This is a genomic window from Wolbachia endosymbiont (group A) of Urophora cardui, from assembly GCF_964028435.1.
Classification (GTDB): Bacteria; Pseudomonadota; Alphaproteobacteria; order Rickettsiales; family Anaplasmataceae; genus Wolbachia.
Window position 1 is genome coordinate 15,682 of sequence record NZ_OZ034774.1, and the last position, 18,229, is coordinate 33,910.

At 34.7% G+C, this 18,229-nt stretch carries 14 protein-coding genes and 7 pseudogenes; 8 read left to right on the forward strand and 13 right to left on the reverse strand.

The genetic code is table 11. The features are described 5' to 3' along the window. Nucleotides 1-3: 3 nt before the first annotated feature. The 3 genes from ABWU38_RS00105 to trmD form a co-directional block, all read right to left on the reverse strand. Nucleotides 4-1,254, reverse strand: a complete 1,251-nt coding sequence (locus tag ABWU38_RS00105; RefSeq protein ID WP_253307221.1) for a PstA family ABC transporter permease — start codon at nt 1,252-1,254, stop codon at nt 4-6. A gap of 249 nt (nt 1,255-1,503) precedes the next feature. After that, nucleotides 1,504-1,881 carry a 50S ribosomal protein L19 gene (gene rplS, locus ABWU38_RS00110; RefSeq protein ID WP_253307222.1) on the reverse strand — a complete coding sequence of 126 codons (378 nt, stop codon included), beginning with the start codon at nt 1,879-1,881 and terminating at the stop codon, nt 1,504-1,506. Continuing rightward, nucleotides 1,865-2,575, reverse strand: a complete 711-nt coding sequence (gene trmD / locus ABWU38_RS00115) for a tRNA (guanosine(37)-N1)-methyltransferase TrmD (RefSeq protein ID WP_264328690.1) — start codon at nt 2,573-2,575, stop codon at nt 1,865-1,867. The genes rplS and trmD overlap by 17 nt, the downstream gene beginning before the upstream one ends. A gap of 74 nt (nt 2,576-2,649) precedes the next feature. On the opposite strand from trmD, the gene purC reads away from it, so the two are divergent. Continuing rightward, a complete protein-coding gene (gene purC, locus ABWU38_RS00120) occupies nt 2,650-3,372 on the forward strand; it encodes a phosphoribosylaminoimidazolesuccinocarboxamide synthase (RefSeq protein ID WP_253307224.1) in 723 nt (240 codons plus the stop codon). On the opposite strand, the gene purM is transcribed toward purC, so the two are convergent. Next, nucleotides 3,369-4,406 (reverse strand): phosphoribosylformylglycinamidine cyclo-ligase, encoded by a 1,038-nt coding sequence (gene purM, locus ABWU38_RS00125; protein ID WP_353272266.1) that lies wholly within the window; start codon nt 4,404-4,406, stop codon nt 3,369-3,371. The two genes, purC and purM, sit on opposite strands and share 4 nt — an antisense overlap. Nucleotides 4,407-4,539: 133 nt before the next feature. Between purM and ABWU38_RS08375 the strand changes: the two are divergent. Continuing rightward, nucleotides 4,540-4,830, forward strand: a pseudogene (locus tag ABWU38_RS08375) (hypothetical protein); the annotation flags it as partial. A 434-nt stretch (nt 4,831-5,264) separates the two neighbouring features. On the opposite strand, the gene ABWU38_RS00135 reads toward ABWU38_RS08375, so the two are convergent. Continuing rightward, nucleotides 5,265-6,083 carry a transporter associated domain-containing protein gene (locus ABWU38_RS00135; protein WP_353272267.1) on the reverse strand — a complete coding sequence of 273 codons (819 nt, stop codon included), beginning with the start codon at nt 6,081-6,083 and terminating at the stop codon, nt 5,265-5,267. 402 nt (nt 6,084-6,485) lie between these two features. On the opposite strand from ABWU38_RS00135, the gene hemE reads away from it, so the two are divergent. Both hemE and ABWU38_RS00145 read left to right on the forward strand, forming a co-directional pair. Further along, nucleotides 6,486-7,502, forward strand: coding sequence for a uroporphyrinogen decarboxylase (gene hemE / locus ABWU38_RS00140; protein ID WP_264687846.1), 1,017 nt, complete (start codon nt 6,486-6,488; stop codon nt 7,500-7,502). A 69-nt stretch (nt 7,503-7,571) separates the two neighbouring features. After that, a complete protein-coding gene (locus tag ABWU38_RS00145) occupies nt 7,572-8,765 on the forward strand; it encodes a pyridoxal phosphate-dependent aminotransferase (protein ID WP_264687845.1) in 1,194 nt (397 codons plus the stop codon). Nucleotides 8,766-8,850: 85 nt separating this feature from the next. Here the strand turns inward: ABWU38_RS00145 and ABWU38_RS00150 are convergent. The 4 pseudogenes from ABWU38_RS00150 to ABWU38_RS00165 all read right to left on the reverse strand — a co-directional run. Beyond that, a pseudogene (locus ABWU38_RS00150) lies at nt 8,851-10,081 on the reverse strand (IS256 family transposase). A gap of 224 nt (nt 10,082-10,305) precedes the next feature. Next, nucleotides 10,306-10,469, reverse strand: a pseudogene (locus ABWU38_RS00155) (helix-turn-helix domain-containing protein); the annotation flags it as partial. A 14-nt stretch (nt 10,470-10,483) separates the two neighbouring features. Beyond that, nucleotides 10,484-11,813: pseudogene (locus tag ABWU38_RS00160) on the reverse strand (IS110 family transposase). A gap of 267 nt (nt 11,814-12,080) precedes the next feature. Continuing rightward, a pseudogene (locus ABWU38_RS00165) lies at nt 12,081-12,358 on the reverse strand (IS630 family transposase); the annotation flags it as partial. A 408-nt stretch (nt 12,359-12,766) separates the two neighbouring features. Here ABWU38_RS00165 and ABWU38_RS00170 point away from each other — a divergent pair. After that, entirely contained in the window at nt 12,767-13,270 is a 504-nt protein-coding gene (locus tag ABWU38_RS00170; RefSeq protein ID WP_253309214.1) for a hypothetical protein, read from the forward strand. Between the two features lie 43 nt (nt 13,271-13,313). On the opposite strand, the gene ABWU38_RS00175 is transcribed toward ABWU38_RS00170, so the two are convergent. The 4 genes from ABWU38_RS00175 to ABWU38_RS00190 all read right to left on the reverse strand — a co-directional run bounded on the left by ABWU38_RS00175 (nt 13,314) and on the right by ABWU38_RS00190 (nt 15,917). Next, entirely contained in the window at nt 13,314-13,589 is a 276-nt protein-coding gene (locus tag ABWU38_RS00175; protein WP_353272268.1) for a type II toxin-antitoxin system RelE family toxin, read from the reverse strand. Continuing rightward, nucleotides 13,580-13,801 carry a hypothetical protein gene (locus ABWU38_RS00180; RefSeq protein ID WP_253309216.1) on the reverse strand — a complete coding sequence of 74 codons (222 nt, stop codon included), beginning with the start codon at nt 13,799-13,801 and terminating at the stop codon, nt 13,580-13,582. The genes ABWU38_RS00175 and ABWU38_RS00180 overlap by 10 nt, the downstream gene beginning before the upstream one ends. A 303-nt stretch (nt 13,802-14,104) precedes the next feature. Next, nucleotides 14,105-14,596, reverse strand: coding sequence for a helix-turn-helix domain-containing protein (locus ABWU38_RS00185; protein ID WP_353272269.1), 492 nt, complete (start codon nt 14,594-14,596; stop codon nt 14,105-14,107). Between the two features lie 370 nt (nt 14,597-14,966). Next, complete coding sequence (locus ABWU38_RS00190; RefSeq protein WP_151808084.1) at nt 14,967-15,917, reverse strand: IS110 family transposase; 951 nt, start codon at nt 15,915-15,917, stop codon at nt 14,967-14,969. Between the two features lie 221 nt (nt 15,918-16,138). Between ABWU38_RS00190 and ABWU38_RS00195 the strand changes: the two are divergent. The 3 genes and pseudogenes from ABWU38_RS00195 to ABWU38_RS00205 all read left to right on the forward strand — a co-directional run. Next, nucleotides 16,139-16,507 (forward strand): annotated as a pseudogene (locus ABWU38_RS00195) (phage tail protein); the annotation flags it as partial. 168 nt (nt 16,508-16,675) lie between these two features. Next, nucleotides 16,676-17,209, forward strand: a pseudogene (locus ABWU38_RS00200) (ankyrin repeat domain-containing protein); the annotation flags it as partial. Nucleotides 17,210-17,273: 64 nt separating this feature from the next. Further along, nucleotides 17,274-18,224 carry an IS481 family transposase gene (locus tag ABWU38_RS00205; protein WP_353272270.1) on the forward strand — a complete coding sequence of 317 codons (951 nt, stop codon included), beginning with the start codon at nt 17,274-17,276 and terminating at the stop codon, nt 18,222-18,224. Nucleotides 18,225-18,229: the final 5 nt, after the last annotated feature.

Here is an 18,229-nt window from a genome sequence, read left to right on the forward strand (position 1 = left end):
TTGCTAAAAATTAAAAAATTCGAATTTCTTTTTTACAAAATTTGCTACTAAATTTAACGCAAATAACACCAATAATAAAGCTATAATTGCAATAGCAGCAAGTTCAATAAATGCAATTTCAGGACTACTTGACCATATGTATATTTGCACAGGCAGAACAGTCGCCGGATCGAAAAAGGACGTAGGTGTATCAGCAATAAATGCCACCATACCTATCATAAGTAAAGGGGAAGATTCACCTAAAATCCTTGCAATTGCAAGCACAGTACCATGTATTATTCTTGGTAACGCAATCGGTAAAGAGTGATCTAATATCACCTTGATGTGAGGCGCACCGAGCGCAAACGCTGCATCTTTTATCGTAATAGGAACATTCGCAAAGGCATTTTTTGTTGCAATTATAATATTAGGTAACATCATAAATGAAAGAGTCATTCCACCAACAAGTGGTGAAGAGCGCGGTAGCCCAAATATGCCAAGATAGAGAGTTAAGCCCACTACACCAAATATTATTGAAGGCACTGCAGCAAGATTATTCATGCTAATTTCTACAATATTAGTCATTAGCCTATTTTTAGGCATAAATTCGTAAAGACAGATGCCCGACATAATTCCTATTGGTAATGCTAATGCTAGGCACACTATAATTGTCATTAATGAACCGATAAATGCCCCTAAAATCCCTGCATTCTCAGGTTCACGAGAGTCAGATTTAAGGAATAAAGACTTATTAAAAAATTTTTTCACTCTCCTCTTTTCTTTTAGCCAATCAAGTAATTTAGCATAACGATCATTCAAATGTTTATCTTTATTTATTGAATTAATTATACTTGACGCGGTAAACCAGATCTCATATTCACCACTATCTTTTACTTTCTTACGAAAAAATTTCTCTAGTTCTTTGTAAGAATTACGACTTAAAATTTCGTCACTGTCTTTAAAATCAGTTCCTTTAAACACCTTACGTAAAGAATCGTTGAGTAAGCCAATGGACTTATACCGCAAATCACTAGGATTATTTGTTAAAGTAAGATCAGCACTTATTTCAATTGGCAATAAAATTTTCGTTACTGTTAAGGCACTGTAAGAGTTAACTAATATACTCAACAATATACACACAGGACAGCCAAGTGAGATAACTAGTGCCGTGAAAGAGCAAAAGCGTAACGCTCTGTTCTTTTTATTTTTCCTTTTTATACGAGCATGTACACGCCTTGACTGAAGTAATTTAAGGAATTTTTTCTTTATACTCATTTATTTTCCCTGGATCCTATCGTCAAGCCCACAGCTGTACAAACGTCCAGTTTAATAAACGTTGATGTCATTCCAGTGCTTGACACTGGAATCCAGTTATAAAAATATTTACAAATCAGGCAATTGGTAACAGACTCCATGCTAAAAATAACATCCATGATATAGAATAAGGTAGATCCCAGTATCAGCTACTTGGATGACACTGGGGAAGTGCTGGGATGACACAATTGACATCACTCCCTATTGTATCTACTTAGATTTCTTTTTAACATAAGTAGTACGCTCTTTGATCCTTGCAGCTTTTCCAAATAGTTTGCATAGATAATACAGTTTTGCTCTACGAACCTTTCCTTTTCTTGTCACTTGCACTGAAACCAGTGCAGGAGAATAAACAAAAAATTGAGACACTATACTTTCTCCATGGCTCACTTTTCTGACTGCAAAAGAAGAATGCAACCCGCGGTTCCTTTTTGATATACATACACCTCCAAATATCTGTATACGTTCACTTGCACCGTCAACTACTTTAAAAGTGACCTTTAAATCATCACCAGGACGAAATTCTGGTATTTCTTTAGCTAACACTTGCATTTGCTGTTCGTTAAATTTTTTAAGTAAATTTGTCATTTATCTCTCCATTCAATAATTCAGGCCTACGCTTTTTTGTTATAACATGAGACTGCTTCTGCCTCCAATCACTTATTTTTTTGTGATTGCCAGATAACAAAACCTCAGGTACTTTATATCCCTTCCACTGCTCAGGTCTAGTATATTGAGGATATTCAAGCATACCACCATCATAACTAAAACTTTCTTCAATAATACTATCGGAATTATTTACTACACCTGGAAGAAGTCTAATGCATGCATCGAGAACCACCATCGCAGCTGGCTCACCTCCTGAAAGTATATAATCTCCGATACTTAATTCATAAGGAGTATACGCATCAATTATCCTTTGGTCAATACCTTCAAATCGACCACACAATATTGTTATATGAGGAAACTCTAATAATTCTCTGGCAATATTCTGATTAAACTTAGTTCCAGATGGAGTCATGTAAATAAACTTAGTGTTTTTATGAACAGAGAGCATACTATCTACTGCATCACCAACTACATCAGAACGCATAACCATTCCTGCTCCACCTCCATATGGAACATCATCCACAGTTGAATGTTTATCTTTCGCAAAAGAACGAATATTTATTACTTCAAGGTTCCATATTTTTTTTTCTAACGCTTTTCCGGCAAGAGAATAGTTCAAAAACCCGGGGAACATTTCTGGAAATATGGTTAATATTGTAACATTGAATGCCATTAAGGTTTATTTTAAGTTATTTGGAGCTATACTCTAAGAACAGTAAATTGATATAATATATAGTTAAATTAAGCATGTCACTGAATAAAACAATATACGAAGGTAAAGCGAAAGCCATTATTGAAACTGAAGACTCATCAACTGTTATACAGCACTTTAAAGATGATGTTACAGCATTCAATAAGAAAAAATATGAAATTATTGAGGGCAAAGGAATAATTAATAATCATGTTAGTGCTTTTATCATGGAAAAGCTTGAAGAAGCAGGAACTAGCACGCACTTTATAAAAACTCTAAACGAAAGAGAACAGCTAGTCAAAAAGCTCAAGATAATACCTCTTGAGGTGGTAGTTAGAAATGTTGCAGCTGGCAGCTTTTGCAAACGTTTTAATATCAAAGAAGGTGAGGCACTTACATCTCCTATAATCGAGTTTTTTTACAAAAATGATGACCTAGCCGACCCAATGGTGAATGAAAATCACATACTGTATTTTGATTGGCTATCTAGCAAAGAAATGGATGAAGTTAAAACTACAACTTTAAAAATCAACGAAATCTTAGTCCACCTATTTTCAAATGCAAGTATATATTTAGTTGATCTCAAGTTAGAATTTGGCAGATTAATAAATGACAGTACTAAAATCATTTTAGCCGATGAAATCAGCCCTGATAACTGCAGGTTATGGGATAAAAATACTTATAAAAAGCTAGATAAAGACGTCTTTCGTTTGAATTTAGGAGATTTAAAGGAAGCGTACCTAGAAGTTGCAAAAAGACTGTCAGTAAAGTTAGACTAACTAAATACTACTCTATCAAGTGGAGGGTTACATGCCTCATCAAGTTTTCCAATAATTTCAATTTTTTCTCCACGTTTTTGGAAATGATTTTTCACGTTTTGCATATTCTCAGGACTTACGATCAATACCATGCCAATACCACAATTAAATGTTTTTAGCATTTCTTTCTTCTCTATTTTACCCTCCTTTGTTAGCCATAAAAATATATCTGGCCATTTCCAGGAATTAATGTCTATGTTTGCAAATAAGTTTTTTGGAAGAATCCGCGGAATATTATCTATCAAGCCACCACCTGTTATATGTGCAATGCCTTTTACCTTTGGCATAATAGGCAACAAAGAATCAACATATATTTTTGTTGGTTCGAGCAACACTTCTTTCCAAAGCTGATTATTCCATGGAGATGAGTCGTTATAATTTATACCTAAGCCTTTGAAAATATGGCGCACCAAAGAAAACCCATTTGAGTGAATTCCACCTGACTCTAAGCCAACTATATAATCACCTACTTTCATCATGCTACAGTTTGGAAGAATTTGCTTTCGATCAACTACACCAACCACAAACCCTGCAAGGTCATAGTGATTATTATCATACATTCCAGGCATTTCTGCAGTTTCCCCACCAACCAATGCTATTTTAGCTTGCTTGCACCCCTTTGCAATGCCTTGGACCACAGATAATAAAACGTCCTTGCTCAAAACACCTGTTGCAAAGTAATCAAGGAAAAATAAAGGCGTTGCTCCTTGTGCAAGTAAGTCATTTACACACATTGCAACTAAATCTATACCTATAGTATCATGCCTATTCACTTCTTGAGCTATCAATAGTTTCGTACCTACTCCATCAGTTGAGGAAACAAGTACTGGATGGTCATATTTCTTACTTAGTGCAGCAAAATCAAACAACGCAGAAAATGAACCTATTTCGCTGATTACTTCTTCTCTAGTAGTTTCTTGAGCAATAGGCTTGACTTCTTTTATTAACTTATTATATAGTTCAAGATCTATTCCTGATCTGATATAAGTATTCATAATCCTTCTATAAATTTTAAAATTGTTAATACTATATTAATGCCTTGATATAAAAAGTGCAACGAAACTTTCTCTTAATTGACTATTATATGTTTACCAATATAGGGTAACTTAAATCATTTATAATTATCCAATGAACAAAAACATCAAAAACATACTGTTAATAACGGAGCTGCTATCAGGACGGCTGCTTCATGACTTTGCTAACTCTATGAATGGAATAATGTTTGGCTTAGAAGAGCTTGAAGTAATAGATAAGAACGATGCTGATGCGCAGAAGGAAGCATTGTCGTTTCTTAAAGAAAGCTCCGATGATTTAATATATAAACATAAAGTTATGAAGCAGGCATATTCTTCTTCAGCAGATAATTACAGCTTTGATCAGACCAAATCTAATATCGAAAATTATTTATTAAAAAAAAAAGTAAAGCTTACGTGGAAAATAGACGCATACTCTGCAAAAAATAAGGAAGATTTAATTGAAAAGATAAATAAGATAATTTCTAATATGGTGCTAACTATAGCCAGCGCAGTGGCGGAAGTTGAACTAGTGTCTGTTTTACTGAGTCAAACAGAAGATAAAATGCTATTAACTATAAAAATTCTAAATGAACACAAACCAATAAGCAAATCATTAGTAGACAAATTAATCAAAAAAAATGACACTAATTTAAATACAAAAGATATTAATATCTATATGACCTCTTTATTATTAGAGTACTATAAAACTGAAATGCATTGTACTTGCGAAAATAATTTGCTGGAGATAGGTTTAACTATACCTTGAGTTGCATATTTGGTTATTACAACTTTTTCTTCGTTTCAAGGCAAGACATTCCCCGACAAGGGGTACCAAATCTAATTTTTGTAATCACTTAAGTCTAGTACTATTTTATTAATGTAGCGCTCATTTGCATCTTTGATGATAAACTTCATACCATTTTTATATTTAATGACTTCATCTACAGAAGGCACTTTACCAGCAATCGAAAGAATCAAACCACTAAGTGTAACATAGTCTTCTTCAGGGTCACGTAATTCTATTTTTAGATCCTCTTCTATATCCTTTATAAGAACCCTTGCTGACACTTCAAACTTATTTTGAGACAATTCAGTAATGGTATATTCTGAATTTATTTCGTTCTCACTATCAATGTTTGGTATTAGCTCCTCTATAAGATCGGTCATTGAAATTAAACCATCAGTTCCACCATATTCATCCAATACAATAGCTAAGTATGACTTAGAAGATTTCATCCTAACAAAAAGATTAGTTGTCTTCATCGAGGGCGGAACAAATATTACGCTTTGTATAATATTTCTCAGATTAAAATTTTTATCCCTATTAAAAATAACATCTTTTACATAAAAAAAGCCTATTACGTTATCAAAGTTATTTCTATAAATTGGTATTTTAGTGTGGCAAGTGTTTTTTATCTTCTTTATTATTTCACGCTCGCTTGACTCAATGTCTACTGCGCATATCTCTGTACGTGGAGTCATTATATCCATTATACCACAATCGCGGAATTTTAATAGACCATTAAATATATTAAGGTCTGGCAGATCTTTCATTAATGCTTCAGTCGCACACTTTTTCAACACAGAAGCTTTTTTGAAAAGGAAGAGAAAAATTCTATATGCTATTTTTTCTACTAAGGTTCCTTTTTTACTCAATTTATTCCCTGTAATGGCAAAAACGTTTTCAGATCAGATTTATCAAGAAAACTGTTATTAAATGTTTAATAAGCATGTGAATAATGTCAAATTAATTTGTGAATTATTTGTTGATATAAAATACCAACAATTGATCAACAGTTTTTTCAACGACATATACATAGTTATGTAACAATGCATGATGGTAAAATGTTTTCCATAAAAGAAAATTACTAACACTCTGAACATCTTACTTATACACATAAATCATAACAGAAAATCAATAGCATATAGAAGTTGTTAACATATTTATCCACAAATTAAACAACGCCAATTTTTACTGAATTTTAAGTTAGTAACAAGTTGTTGATAGAACTATTATTACTACTATACTTTAGTATACAGAAAAATAGATAAAATAGATTGGAAAGCAGCAAAACAACAATAGTAGAAGTTATCAAACAAAATGAGCCAGGTGAAAGAGTGCCTATTTGGCTAATGCGTCAGGCTGGCAGGTCTCTTCCTGAGTACCGCAAAGCAGTGGAAAATATGAATAATTTTATGGAGATATGCTACAACACAGATTTAGTGACAGAATTGACGTTACAGCCAGTGACAAGATTTGACGTGGATGCGGCGATAATTTTTTCAGACATTTTAATAATAGCTGATGTTTTGGGTTGTGACGTGAATTTCCTGCGCAATGTGGGCCCGAGAATAAAACCTATAAAGAATCCTAAAGAATTGAAAAGTCCACAAGACATTGAAGCTAAAATTTTACCAATTCTAAACGCTATAAAGAAAGTCAGAAGTCAGCTATCAAAAAAAAAGTCTCTTATAGGATTTGCTGGTGGCCCATGGACAGTAGCTTCATATATCATAGAAGGTGGAAGCAGCAAAACTTTTTCCAAAGTATTAAATTTTTACCCTTCGTATTTGAAGGAAATAATTGAACGAATAACGGAAGCAACGATTATTTATCTAATTAAACAGATAGAATTTGGAGCAGATGTTATTCAGCTATTTGACAGTAATGCTGGTGCATTATCGGAACCATTGTTTAAAGAATATGTTATCGAACCAACAAAGAGAATTACCTTGGCAATAAAGGATAGATTTTCTGATTTTCCAATAATAGGATTTCCAAGGTCTGCTGGAAATCTTTATAAGGATTACTGCGAACAAACAGGTGTATCTGCAGTAAGTATAGATTATAATGTCCCAATAGAATGGGCGAAAGCGAATCTAAAAATCCCTCTACAAGGAAATCTTGATCCTAATCTTTTAGCCTATAATAAAACGGAAGCAATAAAAGAAGCAAAACGTATAATAGATTGCTTTAGAGATTCACCCTTCATATTTAATCTCGGACATGGAGTACTCCCTGATACTCCAGTTGAAAATATCACTGCGTTGGTGAATTTGGTAAAAAGCTACTAATACAATACACAAAATTCCTAGCTTTTTTGCTGTACAGGGTTTATCATTTGAATTTAGCTTCAGTAAGATATGTCAGACCTTGCAAAAAGAATGTCCCTAATAAAACCATCACCTACGATTGCTGTAACTGATAAGGCAAATAAGTTGAAAAATAAAGGAAAAAAGATCTGTGTTTTAGCTGCAGGAGAACCGGATTTTGATACTCCAGATCATATAAAAAAAGCAGCTATTCAAGCAATAAGTGAAGGTAAAACTAAGTATACTGCTGTTGATGGAACGCGTGAGCTGAAAGAAGCAATAATTAATAAGTTAAGAAGGGATAATAACCTCGAGTACACGTTTAACCAAATCTGTGTTGGTACTGGCGCTAAGCAGGTGTTATTCAATTTGTTTATGGCAACAATTAACTCTGGAGATGAAGTTATTATTCCAGCTCCTTATTGGGTTTCATATGTTGATATGGTAAATCTTTTTGGGGGCTTACCAGTTGTAGTGGAATGCAAACAAAATTTTAAACTGACAGCGGAATTATTGAAAAGCAGGATAACTAAAAAAACTAAATGGTTAATTCTTAACTCACCGAACAATCCTGCAGGAGTTGTGTACACATATGATGAATTGAAAGACATAGCACAAATATTGCTTGAATATCCACATGTGAATGTCGTTACAGATGATATTTATGAGCATATAATATACGACGAAAAGTTTTTTACTATCACTCAGGTTGAGCCAAAGCTTTACAACAGAGTTTTTGTAGTCAATGGAGTGTCAAAAGCCTATGCAATGACAGGCTGGAGAATAGGGTATATTGCAGGTAGAAGTGATGTAGTAAAAGCTATCTCTACGCTGCAGTCTCAGAGCACTTCTAACCCAAATTCGATAGCACAAGCAGCAGCAGCAGCAGCATTAAACGGTGACCATAGTTTTTTGAAAGAAAGAACAAGGATTTTTAAGAGTCGTAGAGATTTTATGGTGAAAAAGCTAAATTCTGCTCCGGGATTATCAGCATCCATTCCGCAAGGCGCATTTTATTTATTTGTCTCGTGTGAAGGATTGCTCAGTAAGAGTACAAAAAGTGGTAAAGTAATAAATAATGATCTTGATTTCACTGAATACCTGCTAGAGGATCATTTAGTTGCTGTGGTTCCAGGAATTGCGTTTGGTCTAGAAAATTTTATCAGAATTTCTTATGCAACCTCTCAGGAACAATTAGAAATTGGATGTGATAGTATTACTAAAGCGTGCCAGGAGTTAAAATGAAATAGACTATCCATAAATTACCCATTTCACCGCGTCAAAAATATTCACTAAGGGAGTATTAAATAAACTGTGTCAAACCGCATTTTTAGTTCAACTCAATTTTCAATCTGCCAGGAAAGAAAACATCAAGTTGAGAGATAGTTAATGCCCAATCATGTACAGGCATCGTCCACTTTTCCTCTGCCTTCTTTATAGCACAATATACCTGCTTATACAAGGCATTTATGCTGGTAAATGAGCCTTTGGTCTTAGTGAATTTCCTAATTTGCCTATGTAGCCCCTCTATGGGATTGGTGGTGTAGATTATCCTCCTAACTGGACCAGAATACTTAAAATAACCAGACAAGTTTTCCCAATTATTCTGCCAAGATTTTATAACCATAGGGTACTTTGTGTCCCATTTTTCATCTAATTCCAACAGATAATTCTCGGCAATTTCCTTGCTTGAAGCTTGATATACCTTCTTTAAATCGCTCAAAAAACTCTTCGCATCTTTACTGGCCACATACTTCAGTGAGTTGCGTATCTGATGCACTATACACATCTGCACTTCCGCATTAGGAAAGACACTGTTTATAGCTGCAGGAAAGCTTTTCAGCCCATCAACGCAGGCAATAAGGATATCTTCTACTCCTCTTTCTTTGAGGTCATTTAGCACTCCCAACCAGAAGTTAGCTCCTTCACTTTCAGCCAAATAAAAACCTAATACTTCTTTTTTGCCATTTTGATCTATGCCTAATATGTTATACATGCATTTACTTACGCAATGCCCGTCCTCTTTGACTTTAAAAAACCATGAAAACTATCGGATATACAGACTGCAGCGGGCGACTATGCCATTCGTTGATTACTGGTAGCAATTTGTCAGTAATACTTGATATCTCTGCCACCGATATTTTGTGATCATAAATTTCCTCAACATGTGACACTATATCTCTATAGCCCATACCACTGGCAAATGTGCTCAAAATCTTCGTTTCAAGCTCTGGATGTAAGTTTGTTTGCCTTTTTTTGACTATTTGTGGTTCGAAACTTCCTTCCCTATCTCTTGGCGTCAAAAGCTCAAATGACCCTGCGCTTGTACGTAAAGTCTTTGCATTCCTCCCATTTCTTCGATTATTCTCTTCGCTTTCAGCCGACAAGTGGTTTTCTATTTCACCTTCCAGGCTTACCTCCAGCAACTTTTTTATAAACGGTGTTAATGCTCCATCTCTTCCTGTCAACGGTCTTCCTTCTCGTATAGACAACAGGATATTTGTTTCTAATTCTTTATAATCTACCAAACCGGTAGTTCTGTTTACTACTTTCTGACTCATTGTCAAACCTCCATTTTTTTATATCAATTTATTACTTTTTTTTCGGTTTGACACAGTTTATTTAACACTCCCGATCTAAATCCGATAGAGCATTGTTGGCACACCATCAAAAGTCGCCTCAGACCTCTAATGCATCAATGTACAGACTTACACCTTTTAGTTGGTAATACCATTTTAGACGTTTATCATTCGTTTTAGAAAATACTATAGTTTCATTAAGATTTTTTTTTAAACTCCTCTTGTTTACTTTTATCTTGTCCGTTATGCACTGGTCTTGGTGTGATATATGAGAATTTCATTCTTTGCATATTACGGTGTACTGTAGACTTGCTAAACCAAACTTTTCCTGAATTCTTATTCTCGTTTCTTTAATGGTAATGTTGGGATTTTCTCCTAAGAAACTCACTCAACTAACTCTTCTTGTTGAACTAATATGTAGCCAAATTCGCTCGCTTTTTTGATCAAATTTTTTACAGTTCTATCTTTATAGTGTGTTTCATAGTATTCCATTCCTTTTTCTACATATTCCTGTCCGTATTTGAGCATACTATAAAATATGCATGCCATTTTTCTTGCAGTAGCTGTTATTGCTTTTGGTGCTCCTAGTCGTTTTTTCAATCTTCTGTAGTATGCACCCAACGCACTTTTACTATTTCCTACAGAATGAGCAGCTATTCGCAAAGCATTCGCAGCACGGTTAATGACTTTACGTGTTCTTGTGTTAAACACTTTTTCCCCTGTAACTTTATTAGCAGGACTGAGTCCCAACCACGACGAAAAGTGCTTTTCTGTTGGCCATTTACTATGGTTTATACCAACTTCTGAAATTATGGTTTGTATACTTAATACATCAAATCCAGGAATTTTAGTGAAATCCATACCAGTTATTCGGTGCAGTTCCTCATACAAAGCAAAGCTTGGCTTACTTTTGCTATTTTTATTCTTTTGCTTACTTAGCTGTTTGCTTTCACAAGACTTTGTTTCAAACGTTTTATAATAGGCTTCAATATTTCTATCACATTCTGCTATTTTTTCTTGATAAATATTATATAATTCAAATTCTTGCTTTAGCGTGAATAAGTGTTCCTCTCTATAGTCACCAGCTAACGCTTTTGCAATAGTAGACTGATCATTTTTCATTCGCACGTCCCTGAATTCTGCTAATTTTTCAGAATCTCTTTCGCCTTCAATTATAGCTTCAATGATTTTCATACCAGTTATCCCAGTAATATGACTAATAACCTTGTGTAATTGTATATTCATTTGAATTAATGCCTTCTGCATACGCAGAATATGTGTAGATGCACTTTCAGTGAGATTTTTGCGTTGCCGCACGTAACTGCGCAATACACACATCTGATTATCTGGCCTAAACGATCCATGAAGCAGTCCGTAGCTATGCAGTTGTTGGAGCCATTGGCAATCTTGAACGTCAGACTTCCTACCAGGTACATTCTTTACATGCCGTGCATTTTACCTCGAATTTGTATGACTCAAGTATTTGAAATAAAGGAATCCAGTATACTCCTGTTGATTCCATAGCTACTGTTGTAACTTTACACTTTTTCAACCACTGTGCTAAGTTATGAAGGTCTTCAGTAAAGCAGCCAAATTTCTGAACGCGTTGTTCATCTCTTCCTTCAGGTACACACACATAGTGTACAGCTGAACCAATGTCTATTCCTGCTGCATTAGGATTCACTATTTCTAATTTACTTTTTGCTTTTTTCATGGTAACTCCTACATATAATTTGTAATAGGGAAACGCTTCAGCTTGGAACGGTTGATAGTACAATCTCCTAACCGAGGTAGTCTAAATGACTCCATCAATGATTTGACCGTTCCTTCCAAAACCATGCTTGCATACGGGCACTTAGGCACCATTGAAAATGTCGGTCATAACTGCAGAGGCGCTCCCTGTACAACTATACTTGAAAACTACTAAAAACTTAAATTTGTGTGTTTCTTTCTGATTTGACAGATTTCGTCTGTTCGATGCTTGTATCCATGCTTCAACTTGTTCAAGTTGGCTTTGGTTCAATATAGTTTTTCTACGGCGTTGAGGTGGAGCAAATAATTTTTCTTCTCTGCCAAATTTTAGGTCATGCAGTAAGTGCCTTTCTTGAAATGCAACATATTTTTGCTACGGCTGTTATACTATGCTTTTTTGCTGCAATTACAGCATTTAGTTTTTTTGCAACATATGCATTATTTCTTACTTTCTTCAGCATTTCTTTTGCTCACTTTTTCATCCAATAATTTTGATCTTAATGCCATTTAAACCTCGCTATTTTACTTACTCCAGTATGGCTTTTTTCCATTATTGTCTATCCGTTACTTGTATAGCGGGGGCTTTGTTGCATCGCTACTTATGAAAGGCTAACTATAGCTAGGATTATAAGCAACCTATTGAAAATCTTGTTTTTTTGCAATCAATCTGATCAAATTTAAGAATAGTAATTTATTATTTATATTAATAAACTTAATTCTATTGAAAATAGCTAAAGCATTGAAATTCTTGAATTTTAGCCGGATTAGTGAGTGGTAGTGAAATTTCTTTTACTCAAATTTAGGTATTCACTGACCGTTCTTGTTATAAATACCAGAATAATAAGCTACTGATATTCTCCATCTTTTTTATCTTTAATCCATCATAGCTAGCGATGCAACAAAGCCTAGCGGGAATTGGTATTAGGAGATTTATTTGACTTTCTTTTTGGTAGTTCTAAAGCTAATCGCCAATTTGAAAATAATATCGGAGTACAAAAAGAATTGTATGGTCGGTACAATAAATTCATGGATAGTCTTGGGGGCTTAGGAAAAGATGGTCCAGGAGGATTTATTAATCAAATAGCATCGCAATATCAAGGCAATCCTTACCAGCAGTTTATTAGCAATCAAATGATTGGCAACCAATTAAGAGCAAGTAGGCTTGATCAATCAAGCTATGGTCTATCTAAAGTTGCAAGTTTAAACTCTGAACTTGCGTCGCGTGGCTTGAATGACTTTATCGGTTCATCTTTAGGAGGGCTGCAAAGTCTTATCGGAGCACATGGACTTGGTGCACAAATTGGCCAAAATCTAGGTGGTGGTTACACTTCTTACGGAAAATCTTTAAATGATCGTTGGATAGCTATGAATCAAATGTTAGATAATTTTGGTCAGGTTGCGGGTAAGGCTGCAATATAGCCAACTACAGCATTTTATTTTTTCAATAAAGAAAAGAATGTACTTATCTCTTGTAAATAGTATCTCTATGTCCTATCTCTGTGATAACCACTGTACGTTCTGATTGATCTATCCTGTAGACCACGCGATAGTCACCTACTCTTAACCTTCTGAGCCCTTTTAAGCTATGATGTAGTGGTTCACCAAGATTTATTGGATCGACTGTAAGTCGTTCTTTTATAGCCTTTTGAACTCTTAGCCTTATTGTCTTTGGAAGATTTGGTAAATCCCTTTCAGTAACGCTCTTTAGAGACTTAATTTTATAACGTTCTAGTCCCACTTAATATCTTCAAAATCAACTGTTTCTGCGCCTTCAACATCACGCTCATCAGAAATTTTAGACACTAAAAAATCCTCGATTTCAAGCTCAATTGCTTCTTTGAGTAGTTTCTCTGCTAATTCTTGAGCAGGCTGCTTAGTGAGCTCAGCTAGCTCGGCAAGGTGCAGTAAAGTTTCTTTACTGAGAACTATATTAGCGTTTAAGTCTGCCATAAGTTTTACCAAAATCTACTACTGTAACAATTTTACAACATTTTTTTTAATTTTTCAATAAATTAGTGTATGCTGGAATTAGTTTAAAGGATGAAAAATGCTATCTCAGGAGGATATTATTTTATGCCGCAAAGATTTTGGTTTCTTTGCGTTTCAAGGCATGCTGCGAGTGTTTAATATCAGATTAAATTTAAAAAGAAAAGATGGCAGCAAAAACTATTTGTGGGTGCTGTTCAGCAGCATTAATCGCTTGGTGTTTGAAAAAGCACACAGTCAATGGTGCGATTATACATATTGATACTCCTATAAAAAATTTGGGTTGTTGAGTTTACCATTTTTAAAATCCATAAGGGTTCTAACAGTTTCTGGTGTATCTTCAAATAAATACTTGCCTCTGGTTTTGCTATAGTCTTTTTGTATTTTTATTTTACCTCTCCTTATTCTATCATAAAGCCACTGCCTGGAAACTTCAAGGATTTTTGCAATTTGTGAAATAGTAAGGTAGCCAGGCACTTTAATGGGATGTGATTGCTCCTTTTTTCGCATAATATTATTTTTTAACCGAATATTTTTTACTGTATTTTCTAAAACAATATTCTTTGATTGTGAGGGAGAACGATACCCTTGTGTTTCTAAGTACTTGGCAATTTCTATATCCGTTTTACCCTCTTTACTTAACTTTATTATAGATTGCTCCATTTCTGTTGCAGTAGTCAATGCACGAAAGGAGCTTACTGGAATAGGAACATGGAAAGTGGTAGTTTCTCTACCATGCCATACAATACGTATCTGCAAGCAATCACGCCTGATTCGGTGTGCTACTACCTTATCAATCAGACAACGAATAAAAGATTTTCTTTGCTGACGTGATAGAACTGACTTATGCCAAATTTCTGGTAGTTTCTTACCTACATCTAAAAATATTGTTTTCAGTTCCTCGTATCAACTATGTTTTTTAAAATTTCTTCAATTTTGTTTTATTACAACTTTTTATTGTAATTCTACAATTCTACTCAATCATGAGGGGTATTTTGGTAATTAAAAACCTATTCATTATAGAAAAAGAATTTTATATCAAACAGCCATCACAGCAATTCCTGCTTAGATTTTGTGGTTAGTGAATATGTGCTTTAAATTTGTGTGGACGCACATATTCACTGTAGATTCAAATAGTATGTAGGCTCATTGCTTCTTTCAGTCTCGCATTAGCAATCACTATGATTTTACGCATTAGAGCTGTCATAGCCACCATCTTCTTTTTACCTTTACCAACAAGCTTGGAATAGAAGGTACCAAGCGCAGACTTAGACCTTGAAGCAGCCATTGCAGCTGTAAAAAGCTTTTCACGAACGTTGCTTCTACCACCTGTTATTCTTCGGTAACCAATAGTTTTTCCACTTTCTTTTGGATGAGGTGCAACTCCAGCAAGACTTGCAACTTCTCCTCTACCTAAGTAGCCAAGTTCCGGCATTAGACATAGAAAATCTTGAGATAATTTTGGACCTATTCCTGGAACTGTTCTAAGAATTTTTTGGCGCTTCTGTAACTCTAGATTCTCATCAATAATTTTTTGTATAGTATTGTTGAGTTCATTTACCTGACTGTTGAAAAATTCAATGGTTTTTTGACAACTTTCTTTTATATGGTCGTTTTCAGGTGCTGCAAGCCTACATTTCTCTTGAGCTCTCATTTTTGTAATGTCATCACGACGTTGACAAAGTGCAGCTAAGGTTGTTTGTTCTTTTGACATAGGCACAAATAGAGATAGAGTACTATAGCGTTCAAACCCATATTGAGCAAGGGCTCTTGCATCTGATTGATCAGACTTTGCTAAAGTTCCATGAGATAGGACAAAGCTTTTTACTTTGCGAGTATTAGCTCGATGTACAGCAATATTCATGTCAATAAGAAAATGTGATAAACCAAGCTCATATTTTCCTGTATTTTCTAAAGTCACTAAAGAATTAGGTAGGATATCTGAAAATTTTTGAAACATTCGTTGCCAACCAGCAGTATCATTGTCAAATTCGACAGCGCTCTTCTGTTTGTGAACTGCAACAACATTTTTAAATTTTCCGATGTCAATGCCAATAAAATTTTGATAAGACGTAATCATAATAACCTCGATAGTTTTAATTGATTTAAGATTGTAAACGGGTGCATATTTATGTCCCACACAACTATTCAAACATATCGAGAGATGGGCTAGTGTACCTTGATCCGAACGGTTGTAATACCAATAGTTGGTCGGTCGCACACGCCCGTGATAGCCCTATTTTCTTATAAAGATAGGACTATCTTCCCTCTTATCTTCTTTATATCATATTTTTAACTTACAATAGTTGGAGCTTAGGAGAAATAAACACATGTTTTCCAGTTAGTAGCGTAGAAGAGAGGGGAAAAAAGTTTTTACTAGGGAGTAGCAAACTATCTGAGCAATTTTGGAATTTAAAACACAAGCCAATTTTAGAAAGATTCAGTATTACTCGCAACTACAAAGTGGAAAATTATACTGATCAGAAGATTACAAAATATGTTTTAGCAGAACACAACATTTACTATAAAAACGATTTAGAGCAAAAAGATTCAATACACGAATTAGAAAAGCATATTTTAGTGTTTTATCCAGGAGTACTGAAATGGCACGAACATCGACATTTGCACAGAAATTGGAAAAATAGTCAAGCAATATGTGTAATAAGTTAAATACTTATATTTAGATCCTCATATATTATATTAACAATAGTTTAAAGTGTATGAAATAAAAAGAAAAGGACTTGCTTTCTTATGCTAAAAAGGACATGACTTGAATAGCAGCAGGTAAATATAAGAAATTTGTCTGGCGCTAGAAAAGCTAATTTTGTGAGGTATGAAATGAGTTTTAGCAAGAGTAAGTTTTTTAAAGAAGTATCAAGTAACGGATTTAAAGACATTAATAAAAGAAATGAAGAAGGAGAGACGATCTTGCATCAAGCAGTAGAAATCTCTGATTACAAAACAGTGAGATTATTAATAAAAAAAGGAGCAGAGGTAAATGCAAGAGATAAAAATGGTTATACACCTCTACAATGTGCAGTATTCGCAAAGAGTTTAGAAAATGTAAAAGTGCTGCTAAGGTCGGGAGCAGAAGTAAATGCCACTCAATATGTCACTGGATGTACGCCACTCCACTCTGCGTGCAAGATGGGAGGAGCAGGAGTTGAAATAATAAAAGAGCTGGTAAAGGCTGGAGCTGAAGTTAATCAACTGAATAAGTACGGCGCAACGCCAATGTATTACATCTGGGAAAGTGAAAAGTATCGTCTATGTGATAGCAAAGAGAGTGAAAAGGCGAGTAAATTTTTGAGAGAAAAAGGAGGAATAACAAAAAGTAGAGAACTGACGTGCTATGGAATAGAGGGGCTAGTTGTACAGTCCCAGAGTGTGATGGTATGATAAAATATGAGAAAAAAATACCATCAAAGGAGGAGTTATGGGACAAATATTACATGGGTGCGCCAAAACAACACAGACGATTCGTAGAGCAATACAAAATAGAAAAGAGAGCATAGCAAAACTCTCCAAGCATTATAACCTTAATCCAAAAACTATTATTAAGTGGAGAAAACGTTCATTTACGAAAGATGCTGATATGGGTCCAAAGCGTCCAAGATCGACTGTTTTAACGCTAGAAGAGGAAGCTATAATAGTTACATTTCGCAAGTATACACTACTGCCACTAGATGATTGCCTTTACGCTCTGCAGTCTACAATTCCGCATTTGACTCGCTCTAGCTTGCATCGTTGTTTACAAAGACACAACATTAGCAGATTACCAACTGTTGATGGAGAAGTTAAGTCAAAAAAGAAATTCAAACAATATCCTATCGGTTACTTTCATATTGATATTGCTGAAGTTAGAACTGAGGAGGGCAAATTACATTTGTTTGTTGCTATTGATAGGACATCCAAATTTACCTATGTTGAGTTGCGTAACAGTGCTACAAAACCCATAGCTGCTGAGTTCTTACGTAATTTGATTAGAATTTTACCGTATAAAATCCATACTATTTTGACAGATAACGGTATACAATTTACAAACCAGAAGCGTCATAAGTATGCTTTCCAACACATATTTAATAGAGTTTGCGAAGAGAATGTTATTGAACATCGTTTGACAAAAGTTAGCCATCCTTGGACAAATGGGCAAGTTGAGCGTATGAATAAAACTTTAAAGGATGCTACAGTTAAGAAGTATTACTATCAATCGCACCAGCAACTTAAAGAACACCTTTATAACTTTGTTATGGCTTATAATTATGCAAAGAGACTCAAAACTCTTAAGGGTCTTACTCCTTATGAATTTATATGTTATCAGTGGACACAGTCTCCAGAATTATTTATACTAAATCCACACCATCACACTCTGGGACCATACAACTAACCAAC